The 16,715-nt window shown below is 65.6% G+C and carries 13 protein-coding genes; 6 read left to right on the forward strand and 7 right to left on the reverse strand.

Going from position 1 to position 16,715, the window contains the following annotated elements:
* Nucleotides 1-349: 349 nt before the first annotated feature.
* Nucleotides 350-2,308 (forward strand): amidohydrolase family protein, encoded by a 1,959-nt coding sequence (locus P0Y59_24635; GenBank protein WEK00042.1) that lies wholly within the window; start codon nt 350-352, stop codon nt 2,306-2,308.
* A gap of 64 nt (nt 2,309-2,372) precedes the next feature.
* Here P0Y59_24635 and P0Y59_24640 read toward each other — a convergent pair whose 3' ends face one another.
* Nucleotides 2,373-3,500, reverse strand: coding sequence for a membrane dipeptidase (locus P0Y59_24640; GenBank protein WEK00043.1), 1,128 nt, complete (start codon nt 3,498-3,500; stop codon nt 2,373-2,375).
* A gap of 216 nt (nt 3,501-3,716) precedes the next feature.
* Between P0Y59_24640 and P0Y59_24645 the strand changes: the two genes are divergently transcribed.
* Nucleotides 3,717-4,118 carry an OsmC family protein gene (locus P0Y59_24645; protein ID WEK00044.1) on the forward strand — a complete coding sequence of 134 codons (402 nt, stop codon included), beginning with the start codon at nt 3,717-3,719 and terminating at the stop codon, nt 4,116-4,118.
* Between the two features lie 251 nt (nt 4,119-4,369).
* Here P0Y59_24645 and P0Y59_24650 read toward each other — a convergent pair whose 3' ends face one another.
* Nucleotides 4,370-4,744 carry a MerR family transcriptional regulator gene (locus P0Y59_24650; GenBank protein WEK00045.1) on the reverse strand — a complete coding sequence of 125 codons (375 nt, stop codon included), beginning with the start codon at nt 4,742-4,744 and terminating at the stop codon, nt 4,370-4,372.
* Nucleotides 4,745-4,818: 74 nt separating this feature from the next.
* On the opposite strand from P0Y59_24650, the gene P0Y59_24655 reads away from it, so the two are divergent.
* The 3 genes from P0Y59_24655 (at nt 4,819) to P0Y59_24665 (ending at nt 9,281) form a co-directional block, all read left to right on the forward strand.
* Nucleotides 4,819-6,261: a hypothetical protein gene (locus P0Y59_24655; GenBank protein ID WEK00046.1), complete on the forward strand. Its 1,443-nt coding sequence runs from the start codon at nt 4,819-4,821 to the stop codon at nt 6,259-6,261.
* A 345-nt stretch (nt 6,262-6,606) separates the two neighbouring features.
* Nucleotides 6,607-8,424: a gamma-glutamyltransferase family protein gene (locus P0Y59_24660; GenBank protein ID WEK00047.1), complete on the forward strand. Its 1,818-nt coding sequence runs from the start codon at nt 6,607-6,609 to the stop codon at nt 8,422-8,424.
* A gap of 56 nt (nt 8,425-8,480) precedes the next feature.
* Complete coding sequence (locus P0Y59_24665) at nt 8,481-9,281, forward strand: phosphatase PAP2 family protein (protein ID WEK00048.1); 801 nt, start codon at nt 8,481-8,483, stop codon at nt 9,279-9,281.
* 289 nt (nt 9,282-9,570) lie between these two features.
* Here the strand turns inward: P0Y59_24665 and P0Y59_24670 are convergent, their stop codons facing one another.
* Together P0Y59_24670 and P0Y59_24675 are read right to left on the reverse strand one after the other, a co-directional pair.
* The gene (locus P0Y59_24670; GenBank protein WEK00049.1) at nt 9,571-10,497 is read right to left on the reverse strand and encodes a S1/P1 nuclease; all 927 of its coding nucleotides are present in this window, start codon (nt 10,495-10,497) and stop codon (nt 9,571-9,573) included.
* Between the two features lie 894 nt (nt 10,498-11,391).
* Nucleotides 11,392-12,438, reverse strand: coding sequence for a protein CsuE (locus tag P0Y59_24675; protein ID WEK00050.1), 1,047 nt, complete (start codon nt 12,436-12,438; stop codon nt 11,392-11,394).
* A gap of 129 nt (nt 12,439-12,567) precedes the next feature.
* Here P0Y59_24675 and P0Y59_24680 point away from each other — a divergent pair, with 129 nt between their 5' ends.
* Nucleotides 12,568-14,187, forward strand: a complete 1,620-nt coding sequence (locus tag P0Y59_24680) for an NAD(P)/FAD-dependent oxidoreductase (protein ID WEK02677.1) — start codon at nt 12,568-12,570, stop codon at nt 14,185-14,187.
* Between the two features lie 22 nt (nt 14,188-14,209).
* Here P0Y59_24680 and P0Y59_24685 read toward each other — a convergent pair whose 3' ends face one another.
* The 3 genes from P0Y59_24685 to P0Y59_24695 are packed head-to-tail and all read right to left on the reverse strand — an operon-like array spanning nt 14,210 to nt 16,651.
* A complete protein-coding gene (locus P0Y59_24685; GenBank protein ID WEK00051.1) occupies nt 14,210-15,139 on the reverse strand; it encodes a hemolysin family protein in 930 nt (309 codons plus the stop codon).
* 8 nt (nt 15,140-15,147) lie between these two features.
* On the reverse strand, nt 15,148-15,660 hold the full coding sequence (ybeY, locus tag P0Y59_24690) for an rRNA maturation RNase YbeY (GenBank protein ID WEK00052.1): 513 nt from the start codon (nt 15,658-15,660) through the stop codon (nt 15,148-15,150).
* A complete protein-coding gene (locus P0Y59_24695) occupies nt 15,653-16,651 on the reverse strand; it encodes a PhoH family protein (protein WEK00053.1) in 999 nt (332 codons plus the stop codon). The genes ybeY and P0Y59_24695 overlap by 8 nt, the downstream gene beginning before the upstream one ends.
* Nucleotides 16,652-16,715 lie beyond the last annotated feature (64 nt).

The raw sequence follows: 16,715 nt of genomic DNA on the forward strand, positions 1-16,715 counted from the left end.
CTCTGGCGCCGTTCGGTGTCGCCAGGGGGAAGCCCTGGATACCGCTGCCCGAAGCTTCGAAAGGAACAGGCCGGCCACCTTGGGAGAAACGAACGGATGGCCGGTTCCGGACGCGAAGGCCAGGGCGCCCGACCGCGATCCTCGGGCACTTTCCCGCGTTGGCGCCGGCGGTGAATCCCCGCGTGGCAACCGCGGCTCAATCAACCATTGCGCCGGCAGCCGCAGCTTGCCAGTCTCCCGCTATTCTTGCTTGAATGGGGTAACAATCATGCGCCGGATATTGTTTGCGTCACTGCTTGCTGCGACCGCATCGATTGCCGCCGCGGAGCCGGCATCGAAGGAGCAGCTGATGGCGCCCCCGTCCGGGGCTCGCCACTATACGATCAGCTCGACCGCCGGAAAGCATGGGGACGTCTGGTCGTGGAAGCTGCCGGACGGGAACACCGCCTATCGCATGTCGATGTCGCTGCGCGGATGGGTCACTGAAACCGATGAGGTGATGACGACAGGGCCCGATGGCAGGCCAACGGCGATCGCCATTCGCGGCTATACCGACCAGGGCGATGCCACCGAGGATTTCAGCGTCGATGCCGGCGGTGTCGCGCGCTGGAAGACGTCGGTCGATTCCGGCTCCGCACCCTTCGGTGACAAGCGCTACAACACTTATGGCGGCCCATGGCTTGCCGGTGAGCGCGATATCGAGGCGCTGGTCGCCGCAGGTGCCAGGGGTATCGATCTTCTGCCGACCGGTCATGCCAGCATCGCCATCGGACAACCCGTTCAGATCGACGGGCCGCAGGGCGCGGCGACGGTCAAGCTCGCCTTCATCCGGGGCTATGGGTTCGCGCCCACCCCGGTCTGGCTCGACAAGGACAATCATTTCTTCGGCAATGCCGGCGTCATCTCGCTGCTGCCCGAAGGCTATGAGAAGAACGGGCCGAAGCTCAAGGACCTGCAGGACAAGGCGACCGCCGCCATGGTGCGCGATGTCGCCCGCCAGTTCCTCAGTCCGCCCAATCGTACGCCCACGCTGATCGATCATGTGCAGATGTTCGATTCGATCGCCGGGCGCTATCTGCCCGACCGCGCGGTGCTGATCGCCGATGGAAAGGTAGCGGCCACGGGCGCGGCAGGGTCGATCAGGGCACCGGCCGGCGCGACCGTGATCGACGGGCGCGGCAAGACGCTTCTGCCTGGCCTGTGGGACTCGCACCAGCATGTCGGCGACGACTGGAACCTGTTGCAGAACCTCGCGACCGGCATGACTAATTATCGCAGCCCCGGCTCGATGATCGACGAGGCGCACAGCATCTACAAGCGGCGCGCGGCCGGCGATCTGCTCGCGCCCGACGGCAAGATCTCCGTGATCATCGATCGCAAGGACCCGCTCGCCGCGCAGGGCGCGCTGACCGTCTCCTCGGCGAAGGAAGCGGTGGCGGCGGTCGACCAGATCAAGGCGGCGGGGCTGTGGGGCGTCAAATTCTACACCTCGATGGATCCGGCATGGATCGCCCCGGCGGCGGCCGAGGCGCATCGGCTTGGCCTTCACGTCCACGGGCACGTGCCCGCCGGCATGCGTCCGCTCGATGCGGTTCGCGCCGGTTATGACGAGGTCACCCATATCAACTTCATCATGATGCAGGCGATGCCGCAGGAGGTCGTCGACAAGGCCAACACGGCCGCGCGGCTCGAGGGGCCGGCGAAATACGGCAAGGATGTCGACCTTGATTCCCCCGCGATGAAGGCTTTTTATGCCGAGCTCGCCAAGCGGAAGACGATCATCGATCCGACGCTGACGGTTTGGGAACCGCTGCTGACCTCGGACGGAAAGGCGATCTCCCCGGAATATGCGCCTTTCGTCGATATCGCACCGCCAGCGGTCGCACGCGGATGGAAGATTGCCGGCTATCCCCTGTTCGGTGGCCTTACGCGAGACGATTTCCGCAAGAGCTTCGACAAGATGGTGGGGCTGGTCGGCCGGCTCCATCAGGCTGGCGTGCGGATCGTGGCCGGCACCGACGGGTACGGGCTTGAGCTGGTCCGTGAACTCGAACTCTATCAGAACGCGGGGCTATCCAATGCCGAGGCATTGCAGACGGCGACGATCGTCCCCGCGCGGATGACCGGCATGGACGACCGTACCGGATCGATCACGCGCGGCAAGGCGGCGGACATCATCCTCGTCAACGGCGATGTGTCACGGAACCTCGCCAATCTGCGCTATGTCGATACCGTTTTCCTGGACGGCTACCGGCTCAATGGCGCGGCCCTGCGTCAGGCGAGCGGACTGAGCGGCATGCCGAAGTGATGCCCCCGAATATATCGTCGTGACCTCAGGCCGGGATAACTGAAGCGACCGCGGCAGGACGACCTCATCTGCCCCAGATCTCGGTGTAGAGTCGCACCAGATTGCCGCCGAGCAGCTTCTCGATCCGGGCCGCTGGCCAGCCGCGCGCGGACAGATCGTCCGCGAGCATGCGGAAGCGCAGGTTGCTGTCGTAATCGGCGACGATATTGAAGACGTCGGGCCCTTCGCCGGGCGCGGCGATACCCTTCTTCGTTCGTTCCTCGTGGAATCTGCGCTGCGCCGCGCGGGCTGAATCGTCGATCACCGTCCTGGAGATCATGCCGTCGGTGCCGATCGCGATATGATCCTCGCCGCACATGTTCAGCGCATGGTCGAAATGGCGCAGCAGGTCTTCGCGGGTCGGTTTGCTGTTCGCGACGAGGAACGGCATGTAATAGATGCCGAATACGCCACCCTTGTCGGCCAGCGCCTTCATCTCGGCGTCCCAAATGTTGCGCGGATTGTCGTTGAGCGCGCGACAGCCCGAATGGCTGATGATCGGTGGCCGTTTCGCATGAGCGATCGCCTCGGCCACGGTGCGCTGCCCGCCATGGGAAAGGTCGAGCAGGATCTTCTGCGCCTCGATCGCCTCGATCGTCCTTCGGCCGAGATCCGAAATCCCGGCATTGGCCGGCTCGATCGCGCCGTCACCCGAAAGGTTCCGCTTGTTGTAGGTGAGCTGGATGATCCGCACGCCGAGGCCGTGATACAGCTCGATGCGGCTGAGGTCGGTGCCGATCAGGCTCGTGTCCTGGAAGCCGTAATACAGCGCGACCTTGCCCGCAGCCTTGGCGGCGCGAATATCGGCTACACTTGTTGCGCGAACGAACATATCGGGGTTGTCAGCGATCACCTCTTCCAGGGCAGCGAGGTTCCGCAGCGTCTTCTCGGCGACATCTGGCTCGTTGCCGACCTCATTGACCGTGCAGTGGATCGCGCTGACGCCGGATTGCCTGAGCTCCGCCCAGCCGCGCGCGCTGAATCGCGGATCTCCGTCCTTGCCATAGGGGTCCACGAGGCCGCCAAGCCCGTCGATCACGATCGCTCGATCATAGTCGCGCGCGGGATAGCCCGAGGGCGCGGCCGCCCGGGCTGACGAGACAGCCGGAAGCGCGGCTAGCGCGCCGATCAATTCGCGCCGTGACAACTGCATGACATGCCCCCTGTTTGGAAATGGGGAGACTAGCTCGACCTCAAATTATGACGCCAGCGAAACTTTTGTCGTTTTCAGATCGGGTCGTGAACTTGTGAGCGTAGTCGGCCGGCATTGGGTGGTTTGCCGTCCGGCAGCTTTTGGACCATCTTGGCAAACGGCGGACGGCTGCGATCAAAAGGTGACGGCCAACGCCCTGGTCAGGTAGATATCCGAATGCTCGAAACAGTGGTTTCATACGAAGGCAGTCTACGGTGCCGGTCGGAGCACGCGGAGTCCGGAACGATCGTTCTTACCGATGCACCGAAGGACAATCATGGGCAGGGAGAAAGTTTCTCGCCCAGTGAAATGCTATCCGTAGCTTTGGGGAGCTGCATTCTCAGCATCATGGGCATCGCGGCTCGTTCGATGAACATTGACATCGCCGGTGCCACTGCAATCGTCACGAAGGAGATGGCTAACGCGCCTCGCCGGATTGCGCGCATCGCGGTAAATGTTCGCGTCCCCGGAAAATTCGATGAACGGCAGCGTATCAAGCTGGAAGCCGCGGCTCATGCCTGTCCCGTCCATGCCGTGCTCGGGATCGACGCGCCGATCACGATCGATTGGGCAGGCTGAACGCCCTTGATGGCGGCTTGCGCGTGTCGCACCCTGTTCGCCGCGACTAGTATCGCGACGCCTCCGGCCGGGCGGTTCTTCCCGCCGACACTCGCCGGTCCGCTATCAGGAACAGCGCTCGCTGTTCTTGTTGCCGAACGGCGATGATTGGTGGGAAGCAGACATTGCCCGCTCCCAGGCAGTGAGTGCTTCCATGCTCCAAATGGCTCCCGCTGATCTCGATGCTCTTCTTGAACCTGGCGCGCCAGGCTTTACTCGACGCGCTCGGCTGACGCAGGGGCGCAGCGCGCCAGTTCCTCGATCAACGCGCCGACCTGCCGACGTTTGGCCGAGGCCTCCTTGATCAGCTGCCTGAGTTCGGCGTGCTTGCGGCGGAGACCGTGCAGCAACTCCACCCCGCCGGGCAGATCGTTGGGGCTGGCGGTAATCGCGGCGCTGAGTTCGGCGAGCGTGAAGCCCATCGCCTGGCCGCGATCGATGAAGGTGAGCGTCGCGACGGTCGCGGGCGGATAATCGCGATAGCCGTTGTCGCGGCGCGTGGGCGGCGGGAGGATGCCCCGCGCTTCGTAGAAGCGGATGCGCGAGCGGGACAATCCTGTCGCGCGTGCCAGTTCGCCGATCTGCATTTCGTCGCTTGACCTTCAACTAAGGTCGAAGGTCTATCGCCGTGCCCAGACGAGAGCAAGGCGGGGATCGACGCATGACGGGCGAGGGCAGGACGCGGTGGATGTGGCTGGCGGGCGGGGCCGGGCTTTCGGTGTTCGCATGCGGGGGCGGGTGGGACATCGCGCTCGCCGCATGGGTTTCACCGGTACTGCTGCTGCGCTTCAGCCGGACCAGCGGGGTGGCGGTGGCGATCACCGGGCTGCTTGCGGCTTCGCTGGTTCAGAACCTCGCCTATTTCCTGCTCAATGCGATCCCGTTCAATCCGCTGACGGCGACACTGTGCGGGGCGGTGAGCATCGCGTTTGCGCTGCCCGCGATCCTCGACCGGATGCTGGGCCCGCGGCTGTCGACGACGGGGCGATTGTTTCTGCTGCCGGTGGCGATGGCAACGGTGGAATATGGCGCGGGGTCGGTGCTGCCGGTCGGCACGGCCTTGGGTATGCGGGCGATCACGCAGGGCGAGAATCTTGCGTTGCTGCAGGTGACGGCGATCACCGGGCCTTATGCGATCGCCTTCCTGATCGGCTGGGCGGCGACGGTGGCCAACCGGGCGATCGAGACGCCGCGGACGGCCGAGCGATATGGCGCGGTGTTTGGAGGAGCGCTCGCGCTGGTGCTCGCGGCGGGGCAGGCGCGCCTCGCGCTTGCCCCGGTTGGGCCGGCGGAGACGGTGACGGTCGCGGCGGTGATCCCGGACAAGACCGCGCGACTTGCGTCGGACGATCTGCTGTCGGCCGATGCCAAGAGGCCCAAGCAGGCGGCACAGGCAGTGGTGGTGCGGCAGTTACTCGACGACACGCGCAGAGCGGCGCGGGCCGGGGCACAGGTGATCGCCTGGTCGGAAACCGCGGCGCCGACGACCGCAGCCGACAAGCCCGCGCTGCTGGCGCAGGTCGCGCGCGTGGCGCGGGATGAGCGGGTCTATGTCAACGCGGCGGTCGGCATCGCCCACCAGCGCAACGAGACCTTCCTGTTCGGCCCGGACGGCGCGCTGGTGTGGCATTATCGCAAGAACCATCCGGTGCCGGGGATGGAGCCGGTCGCGCCCTTCGCCAATGCGGTGCCGGTCGTGCAGACGCCGTTCGGCCGCGTGTCGAACCTGATCTGCTTCGACGGCGATTTTCCCGCGCTGGCGCGGGTCGATGCGGATCTGATGCTGGAGCCGAGCTGGGACTGGCCCGAAGTGACCTATGCCCATACGATGCGGATGATCCGGCTGCGCGCGATCGAGAACGGCTATGCGCTGGTGCGGCCGACGTTCGACGGCGTGACGGGGGCGTTCGACCGCTATGGCCGGGTGCTGGCGATGCGGGCGACCATGGGGGCGGCGCAAGTCGTGATGGTTGCGGTGCCGATCGAGCGCGGACGCACGATCTATAACCGCATAGGCGATGTCTTCGCTTTCGCGTGCATTCTGGCGCTGGGAGCACTTGCCTGCCACGGGGCGATACCCCGGAATCCGAGGCGCTCGGCATAGTTACCCTTGGTTTGCAGCTCCCTGCTTCTCTGGGCGTGCGGATGCGAGCTCGCCGCGCCCGGTGGGGCTTGGGCCGGCAGGGTAGATTAGCCAAATTGTGACGTCGGCGCCGTCAATTTCTATGTCCATAATTGGGGTGAAACCGGAATGGCCGGTCTATGAGACTACGACCGGCGTCGGCTCGACATTCACGTCATGGCGCAGAGAGCGCCTCCGCGCCAACCATATTGCGCCGCTGGCAGGCCGGCCACGAATGGCGATCCGCTATGGTCGCAGGGCAAGCCGCCGCTTGCGCGCCCTCCCGTGACAGGCAATGCTGGTCGGTATCGCTCAGTGGAGAACACGATGCTTCGCAGGAATTTTATCGCCTCCATTCCGGCCGCGGCGCTGGCATTGCCGGCGCTCGCGCAAACCCGTGTCGCGGCACCCGATCTGCCGAAATTCGAAGGGGAGGGGGACGGCCGTTTCGTCCGCCCCGATGTCCATGCCGGGGATCGGCCGGTGGGCGCCAGCTTCGCCTCGCGCAGCGCGGTATACGGAACCGGCGGCGCCGCGGGATCGGCGCACCCGCTGGCCACGCTGGCGGCGATCGAGACGCTGAAGAAAGGCGGGTCGGCGGTCGATGCGGCGATTGCGATGAACGCGTGTCTCGGGTTCCTGGAGCCTACCTCGTCCGGCATCGGTGGCGACTGTTTCTGCATGTTGTGGGACCCGAAGGTGAAAAAGGTGGTGGGGCTGGCCGGCTCGGGCGGGAGCCCTCATGGCCTGAGCCTCGAGACGGTTCGTTCTCGCGCCAGGAACGGTGTAATTCCGCCTCTCGGCGCTGTCTCGGTGTCGGTGCCGGGTGCGCTCGACGCCTGGTGGATGCTCCACCAGCGCTATGGAAAGCTCAAATGGGCGGAACTCTTCGAGCCGGCGATTGCCTATGCCAGCGAGGGCGTGCCGGTCCCGGAGCTGATCGCCTATTATATCCGCGGCAGCCTCAGGAACTTCAGCCGGCCGGGCTCGGGTGTCGAGGAGACGGCCAATGCCATGAAGGTCTACGGGTTGAACGGCGTGGGGCCGAAGACCGGTCAGATCTTCAGCAACCCGGACCTGGCACACACCTATCGCCTCATCGCCCGGGGCGGGCGCGATGCTTTCTACAAAGGCGAGATTGCGCGCACCATCGACGCCTATTTCAAAAGGATCGGCGGCTGGCTGAGCGCCGAAGATCTTGCCGCCCATCATGGCGAGTGGGTCGAACCGCATCAAACCGACTATCGTGGGGTGACGGTTCATGCGCTGGGCGCGAACACCCAGGGTATCGCGACGCTGCAGATGCTCAACATGCTCGAGCATTTCGATCTGCGCGGCGCCGGCTTCCAGTCGCCGCTGTCGATCCACCTCCAGGCCGAGGCCAAGCGTCTCGCCTATGAGGATCGGGCGCGCTTCTACGCCGATCCGCATTTTTCGAAGGTGCCGGTCGAATGGCTGATCTCCAAGGAATATGCCGCCGAGCGGGCCAGGCTGATCCGGCCGGACCGTATCCTGAGCCCCGTCTATCCGGGACAGGCACCGAGCCGCGGCGACACCACATATTTCTCGTGCGCCGATAGCTCGGGGATGATGGTCTCGATGATCCAGTCCAATTTCCGCGGCATGGGCTCGGGGCTTGTCGCCGACGGGCTCGGCTTCATGTTCCAGGATCGCGGTCAGCTCTTCAGCTTGAAGGAAGGCCATCCCAACATCTATCAGCCCGGCAAGCGTCCGTTCCAGACGATCATCCCGGGCTTCGCGACGCGAAAGGGGGCGCCCTGGCTCGCCTTCGGCGTGATGGGCGGCGACATGCAGCCGCAGGGGCAGACTCAGATCATCGTCAACCGGAAGGACTATGGCCTCGACGTGCAGGCGGCCGGCGACAGCCCACGCTGGCATCACGAGGGATCGTCGCAGTCGATGGGCGAGGATTCGCCGGACTTGCCGCCCAATGGCTTGCTACGCTTGGAAAGCGGCGTGCCGGATGCCACCAAGGCGGCGCTCGCCGATATGGGGTGGACGATCGGCAAGCCGGATGGCGGCTTTGGTCGCTATGAATGTGTCGAGTTCATGCCGGATGGCGGACGCCTGGTGTACGCGGCCGCATCCGAAATGCGGGCTGACGGATGCGCGCTCGCTTATTGAGATGAGGGTTGAGCTGACGGCGTACCCGCCGCACTATGCCTGAAAAGGGGACGATGATGTCGCGTGTTGCACTATTCGGAGCGGTCGGGCTGGCCATGTTGGCGGGGGCCGCCCCGGCGCAAAAACAATATAATGGCTATCTCACGCCGGGCGAGTTCGACGTCACGACGATCGTCGAACCGGCGCCGCGCAAGGGCGATCCCCGGTATGAGACCGATCGCAAGATATTCGTCGCGACGCGGGCGCTGCTCAAGACGCCGCGCGGCGCGCTTGCCACGAGCGACGCCGATTATTCGCCACCCGCCCTGATGCGCGACTTCAGCTGTGCCGTCGGCGTTACGCTGACGCCGCAGACGGCCCCGGCCGTGCTGCGCGTGGTCGGGCGCGCCGGGATCGACACGGGAGCGCAGACCAATCTCGCCAAGAATTTCTACAAGCGCGCTCGCCCCTTCCACATCGACAAGGGCGAAATCTGCCAGCCCAAATCGGAACTCGGGGACAGTTTTGACTATCCTTCGGGCCATACGACCTGGGGCTGGACCTGGGCATTCATCCTGACTGACCTCGTGCCTGATCGTGCGATGCAGATTCTCAATCGCGGCAGGGCCTATGGTGACAGCCGGTTTGTCTGCGGTGCGCACAATGAAAGCGCGGTTGAGGCGGGGATGGCGTCAGCCAGCGCGACCCTGTCACTTGTTCGGACCAAGGCCGCGTTCAAGACTGATCTCGAAGCGGCGCGCACCGAGCTTGCGGCACTGCGAGCGAACCCGGCGAGCGAGCACCCTCAGGGTTGCGAGGCCGAGGAGGCGCTCATCGCCGAACGGGTGATGCCCGCACTTCCCGGTGGCAAGCGATAGATTCTCGACCGGTGGACCGGATCTGACGCTAGAGTCGTTTTCAGCGTTGCTGAAACGGTGCCGGCCCGCTCCCCACCGTTTCAGCTTTGCAGGAACGGATTCTAGGCCGGATCGAGATCCACCTCCTTGGCCCGGTTACAGAGGAGGGTTCGCGCAGAGAACGCGGAGATGATTTCCGGACTTGATCGTCGTGCGCCGGTAAGCAGCCCGCTCGTAAAGGTGTTCGGCCCGAGCCGCTGACCGGACCTTCTCAGCGCGCTCAGCGCCTCTGCGCGAACCATCTTGCGTCCTAGGCGCCCTGGCTCGACAGGGCTGCGCGGACCGCATCGGCGATGCGATGGCCGCTCAATGCGACACGGCGTTCACCGGTGCTTCGGCGTGACGTCTCATAGCCCGGCGGAACCGGCATGGCTGCAGCCGGTGTGGTCGCACCCTCATAGGTTCCGCCCGCATAGGCGACTGACCGTGCCAGCTCGAAGCTCTCGTCCGCCCATGCCCGGAATGCTTCCGGATCGGCCTTCCCGCTCAGTTCCCCGAGCGCGGATCGCGGCCATGCATGGCCGAGCCGGAGGCGCACTGCCTCCACATTGGCGTCGTCCTCATTGTCCCCGCCGACGAGATTGTCCCAATAGGCATGCAGGTTTGTCGCGTCCCCGCCGGTCGTTGCCCGGACGAAGCTGTTTCCTCCGGCACGGTCGGTCAGCGGAAAGCGGCCGGAAACCAGGTGGCCCGCATGAAGCGGCTGCTGGATGTCCCCGGCAAGATGGAACAGCCAGCACAGCGAGACCGCCCGGTCCGCTGCCGGCGCATAGGCGTCGCTGACGGTTGCGAGGTTGAGCCGATACGCCTCGACCGCCTGGCCGGTGGTCATCGTCAGCATCGCGGGCGGGATGTTGGCGGGGTCGGTCCGGGACGGGATCAGCCTGAGCCAGTAATGCCAGCCGGGATGATCATAGGGCCCCTCGCGCGCATCGTCCGGCCAGCGCGCCATGAGTTCGAACAGACGACGGGTGCGCGCCTCGCCCGAATAGCCCGCCAGCCCGCGTTCGAAACGCGCCTTGTCGGGATGATCCGCCATGATCGCCTCGATCCTGGCAATCAGGGCAGGATCGGCCTTGGCCAGATCGTCATACGCCATCGCGCCGGTGACCATATGCCCCTGATTTGACCATGCGACAGCCTCGCCGGGCTGCATTCCCACGGCGACGACGCTCATGGCGCATGCCAGCCAGTATCTCATCCCCATCCCGGCGTTCCCCGTCGATGATCTTGCCCGGTTCACGACGACTGGCTGAACGAAGCAGGGGCCAGACGTCATCTTACGTTAACGGAAGTTTCCTCGCGCGAGTCAAGCTGACCTTGAACCAAACCGCTTGCTGTTGCTCCCGGGCGGCATTGATCGCTCGGATGAGCATGAGGCGGAAGTGTGGGTTGGCAAGCTGTGGCCAGAACGCCGATCGTTAAATCCGAATCGCCCCGTTCGTCCCGAGTAGCGATCGAGCTTGTCGAGATGGCGTATCGAGGGACAGGTCGTGCGCGGATCACCTGCGGATCACTCGTGCTCCGATACGCGCCTTTGATACGGCTCGCCTACTTGATGGCTACTCGGCTCGAACGGAAACTGGTGCCGCCGATTGCGAGCACAATGCCTCAAAGGTGCCGATTCAATCCGACGCCTCTCCATGCTGAAATCCTCCGAACCGCTTCGATCCGCTCGCCTGAAACGAGCGGCGAAGCAGTCGATTCCAGCCTGAAGAAAAGCATGATGAAAATCCGATACCCCTCGCGAAATTCGGCAAGTAGAGCGGCAATAACACTGCAATCAGCGTTGCGCCCATTGCGCTTGAGGTCTCAGTCCCCGCGCGCCTCGCAAACTGCACTCGTCAATAAAACCTGCACCAGATCCAAGAAGCGGGCTTTTCAGCGGCTCTCGCAATCGCCTCGCGAAAATCAGCGAATACTCGCCGGTCTCAGGAAAGTTCGCGCATTTTCCAACACGAGATCACGGGCGCTATTACGCTGGTGGTCGAACCGCGCGCCAATTTATTCCTCATCGGCGCAGCGCGCGGAATCGCTACGGTTCGCCTCTCCGAAAGACCCCGGTACCCCGCTATTTCAACAGATAGGGCAGCGATACGGAGAAGGACGATTGCTTCGCCATTGCCCCTTCCGGGCGGATTCGGACATGCGTGACGGCGCCTTCCGAGGCTGGGTTGCCGGCGATGGGCGTGTACGTCCAGGAAATCGCGCCGTCAGACGAGAAATCCACGTCGTCCGTGCCGTCGGACGGCCCGCCATAGCGCAGGGTGACGGTGGAGGCGGGGGAGCCCTCGGTCAGGCTGAACACCGTGCCCGAGGATGTGCCGTCGCCGTCAAGCGCCACCAGCGAGCCGGCGGGCGTCGGCACGATGATCGCCAGGGTGCCGGTGTCGAGCGGGACGATGTCGGGGTTGGAGACGGCGGCGGTCAGACGGCGCCGGCTGCCCGGGATCGTCTTGGGCCTGCTGGTGCCGTTGGTGCCGTCCCAGGTCGTCAGGCTGCTGATCGTCGTGACGACGTTCAGCGGGGATACGACCAGCGTCACCGTGATGGTCGTATCCCCGCTGCCGGTATCCGGAACGCCGATGCACAGGCCGAGCGCGCCGATGCCGGGGCACAGGTTCCAGTCCCAGTGGATCGTGATCGTGTCGGTATAGGTGCCCGGCGCCAGCACCGCGGTGGACGAGGGCGTGACATAGAAGGGCAGGTCGGCCGAGCTCCCGCCCAGCAGGCCGAGAAGGTTGAGCAGGTTGTTCTGCATGTAATCCAGCGTCGCGCCTTGCGCGAAACGGTAGGTGCCGGCCGGATCGGCCGAGGCGATATAGTTCGCCGTCGCGGTGCCGCCGGAAAGCTTCAGCTTGAAGTTGTTCTGGCTGGTGAACTTGGCGCGGATATAGTTGCTGCCGAGCAGCACCAGCACGCTGGTGGGGCAGACGATCCCGGCGCGGGTCTGCAGTCCCGGGACGACGCCGGCCTTCACAGCGGCGGGCGAATAGGTGCCGAGCGTGGTGGTGACGTTGGGGCTGAGGGTGCAGGCAAGGGCGGGGGCGGCGAGCAGGGCCAGCCAGACGGCGATGGCCGACGCAACATATTTCAGGCTGGCCGAAACGGTACGCATCGCCGCGCAGCTATAGATATTGATCGTTTATACCGTGCTAACGCGTTGCCGGACCGGTCGGGGCAGGGTGGCGAAGGAGCGAACGCCGCGCGAGTGGCCGAAATCGCCGCACCCCGCTATGGCGCGGCCATGCTCCGCATCACTGAACTGAAACTCCCGCTCGACCATCCCGAGGAAGCCCTGGCGGCCGCGATCCGCAAGCGCCTGCGCATCACGCCGCGGGACATGGTCCGCTACGCCGTCGCCCGGCGCGCCCATGATGCCCGCGACAAGACCGACATCCAGCTCGTCTATTCGGTCGACGTGACCCTTCGCGACGAGGCCCCGGTCCTCGCCCGCTTCCGCAAGGACCGCCATGTCCAGCGCACGCCAGACACCGGCTATCGCTTTCCCGTCCGGGCGCCGTCCGGCTGGAGCGGTCCTCGCCCCGTCGTCATCGGCGCCGGGCCGTGCGGTCTGTTCGCGGGGCTGATCCTCGCCCAGATGGGTTTCCGCCCGATCATCCTCGATCGCGGCAAGGAGGTGAAGCAGCGCACCAAGGACACCTGGGGCCTGTGGCGGCGCAGCGTGCTCGACCCCGAATCCAACGTCCAGTTCGGGGAGGGCGGGGCCGGCACTTTTTCCGACGGCAAGCTCTACAGTCGGATCAAGGACCCGCGGCATCTCGATCGCAAGGTGCTCATCGAATTCGTCAAGGCCGGCGCGCCGGCGGAGATACTGACCGAGGCGCACCCGCATATCGGCACCTTCCGCCTGGTGGCGATGGTCCAGAGCATGCGCGAGACGATCGAGGGGCTTGGCGGCGAATACCGGTTCGGGCACCGGGTCGACGGGATCGATATCGCGACCGATGCGCAAGGGGAGCGCCGCGTGCGCGGGCTGCGCCTGCACACCGGGGACTATCTGGAGGCGGAACATGTGGTGCTCGCGGTCGGTCACAGCGCGCGCGACACGTTCCACATGCTCCATGACGAGGGCGTGTTCGTCGAGGCGAAGCCCTTCTCGATCGGCGTGCGCATCGAACACCCCCAGTCCTGGATCGACGATGCCCGTTTCGGCCATTCGGCCGGCCACCCGATCCTCGGCGCTGCCGACTACAGCCTGTCGCACCACTGCGGGAACGGCCGCACCGTCTACAGCTTCTGCATGTGCCCCGGCGGCACCGTCGTCGCCGCGACCTCGGAGGAAGGCCGCGTCGCCACCAACGGCATGAGCCAATATTCGCGCAACGAGCGCAACGCCAATTCAGGCATCGTCGTCGGCATCGATCCGGCGCGCGACTATCCGGACCATGCCCTGGCCGGCATCGCGCTCCAGCGGCATTGGGAATCGCGCGCCTATGTCGCGGGCGGCTCGACCTACAAGGCACCGGCCCAGACCCTGGGGGATTTCCTCGCCGGCCGCGCCTCGACCAGCCTGGGGGCCGTCGTCCCTTCCTATCTGCCTGGCGTGTCGCCGACCGACCTGGCCGAATGCCTGCCCGAGTTCGCCGTCACCGCGATGCGCGAGGCGCTGGTCGCCTTCGGCCGGGAGATTCCCGGCTACGATCATCCCGATGCAGTGATGACCGGGGTCGAGACGCGCACCTCGTCGCCGGTCAGGATCACCCGCGGCGCCGACTTCCAGAGCCTCAATACCGCGGGCCTGTTTCCGGCCGGCGAGGGCGCCGGCTATGCGGGCGGTATCCTCTCGGCGGCGGTGGACGGAATCAAGGTGGGCGAGGCGGTGGCCGCGCGCATCATGGGATAGGGATGTCTGGCCTGGCCAGCGTTCAGCTCCCCTCGGGCTCGGCCCTCCTCGCCGGCGGGTGCAGCCGCACCCGCTCGACCCGGGTCGGCTCGGCCTCGATCACCTCGATCGTCCAGCCGCTGTCATGGTGGATGCACTCGCCCGCATGGGGCACATGGCCTGCGAGCACCGCGGCCAGGCCGCCGATCGTGTCGATATCGCCGTCGACCTCGGCAAGCCGCGGATCGACCATCTCGCCGACATCCTCAAGTTCGGCGCGCGCATCGGCTTCCCAGGCACCGCCGTCGAGCGGGACGATCAGCGCCTCGGGCGCGTCGTCATGCTCGTCCTCGATGTCGCCGACGATCTCCTCGATCAGGTCCTCGATCGTGACGAGCCCCTCGGTCCCGAAATACTCGTCGAGCACGATGGCGAGATGCACCCGCTTTTGCCGCATGTCAGCCAGCAGGTCGAGCGCGCCGCGCGACATCGGCACGTACAGCGGCTCGCGGATCAGCCCGTCGAGCGTCGCTGGATGCTCGGCGCCGGTCGCCAGGATGTTGAACACGTCCTTCAGGTGGATCATGCCGATGATCGTGTCGAGCTTGCCCCGATACACCGGCAGGCGGCTGTGCCCCGCTTCCGCGAACAGCCTCACCAGGGCGTCGAAGCTGGTCTTCTCCTCGACCGCGATGATGTCGGCCCGCGGCACGCCGACATCGCCCGCGTCGCGCTCGCCGAAATGCAGCAGGTTGCGCACCATCTGGCGTTCGAGCGGGGAAAGGTCGCCGGCCGCGTCCGGCTCGGGATCGTCCTCATGCGCGTCGATCGCTTCCTCAAGCTGGGCGCGGAGCGATTCGTCGCCAGGGTCACCGAAGATCAGGGCTCGGAAGGAGCGCCATAAGCTGCCTTCCTGGGAGCCGGCCGTGTCCGTTCTGGGTGCGGTACCGGTGCTACTGTCGCCTTCGGGCATGTGGTGTGTCAGTCCTCGCGTATCAGATAAGGGTCATGCAGGCCCAGCGACGCCAGCGCATCGGTTTCGATACTCTCCATCGCCTCGGCCTCACGATCTTCCATATGATCATAGCCGAGTAAATGCAGCGTGCCATGCACGATCAGGTGCGTCGCATGATCCTCTATCGCGATATTCCGCTCGGCCGCCTCGCGCAGGCAGACGCCATGCGCCAGCACGATATCGCCGAGCAGCACCTCGCCATCGTCCGAATTCTGGTCGATCGTGTCGAGCAGGTCGGGCTGCACCATCGGGAAGCTCAGCACGTTGGTCGGCTTGTCCTTGTGGCGGTACTGCGCGTTGAGCGTCTGCACTTCCTCATCGGTGGTCAGCCGGACCGAGATTTCGATCAGTGCCGTGGCGGTGAGCATTTCGCCGTGCGGCGTACGCTCCATCGCTGCCGTGGCGGCACGCAGCGCGAGCGCCTCCCAGTCGGTGCTCTCCGGCCAGGGCGATTCGATCGAGAGGGCGGTTTCAAGCATCGACGCCCTCATAAGCCTCGACGATCCGCCCGACGATCGGGTGCCGCACCACGTCGCCCGCGCCGAAACGGCAGATCGACAGGCCCTCGACGCCCTCAAGTCGCCCGACCGCGTCGTTAAGTCCGGACGCGGCCATGCCGCCCGGAAGGTCCGTCTGCTTGGGGTCGCCGCACACCACCATGCGGCTGTTCTCGCCGAAACGGGTCAGGAACATCTTCATCTGTGCCGGCGTGGTGTTCTGCGCCTCGTCCAGGATGATGAAGGCGTCGGCCAGCGTGCGGCCGCGCATGAAGGCGATCGGCGCGATCTCGATTTCGCCCGACAGGATGCGCCGCTCGACCTGTTCAGCCGGCAGGCAATCGTTCAGCGCGTCGTAGAGCGGGCGGAGATAGGGATCGACCTTCTCCTTCATGTCGCCGGGCAGGAAGCCAAGCTTCTCGCCCGCCTCCACCGCGGGCCGCGACAGGATCAGCCGCTGAACACTGCCGGTGATCAGCTGCGCCACCGCCTGCGCCACCGCGATATAGGTCTTGCCCGTGCCCGCCGGCCCAAGCGCGAAGATGATGTCGTGGTTGAGCAGCTCGCGCATATAATGCTGCTGCGCCAGGGTGCGCGGCACGATCGTCTTCTTGCGCGTGCGGATCATCACCTGCGGTGCGCCGTCCGCATCGGCGCGGATGATGCCGGCAAGCGTCGGCTCGGCCGACATCGCGATCACCGCATCGACCAGTCCGGCATCGGCCCGCTCGCCGCGCACGATCCGGTTGTACAGGCTCTGCAGCACGTCGCGCGCCGCCGCGACCGCTTCGGCCGTGCCCTCGAGCCCAACCCGGTTCCCGCGCGCGGTGATGTACACCCCCATCCGGTTCTCCAGCAGCAGCAGGTTCTGGTCGAACTCGCCGAAGAGCTGCGGCATAAGCTGGGGCTTGTCGAACACGACCTCGGCACGGCTGCGGTCACCGGACTGGGCTTGGACAGGCTTGCGGCTCATGCGGTTCCTTCGGGCGGGAGGAAAAGGGCGGGCGACTCACCCGAACTGACCGCGTGGCGCGGTG

Origin of the sequence: Candidatus Sphingomonas phytovorans (assembly GCA_029202385.1) — a bacterium.
Lineage (GTDB): Bacteria > Pseudomonadota > Alphaproteobacteria > Sphingomonadales > Sphingomonadaceae > Sphingomonas > Sphingomonas phytovorans.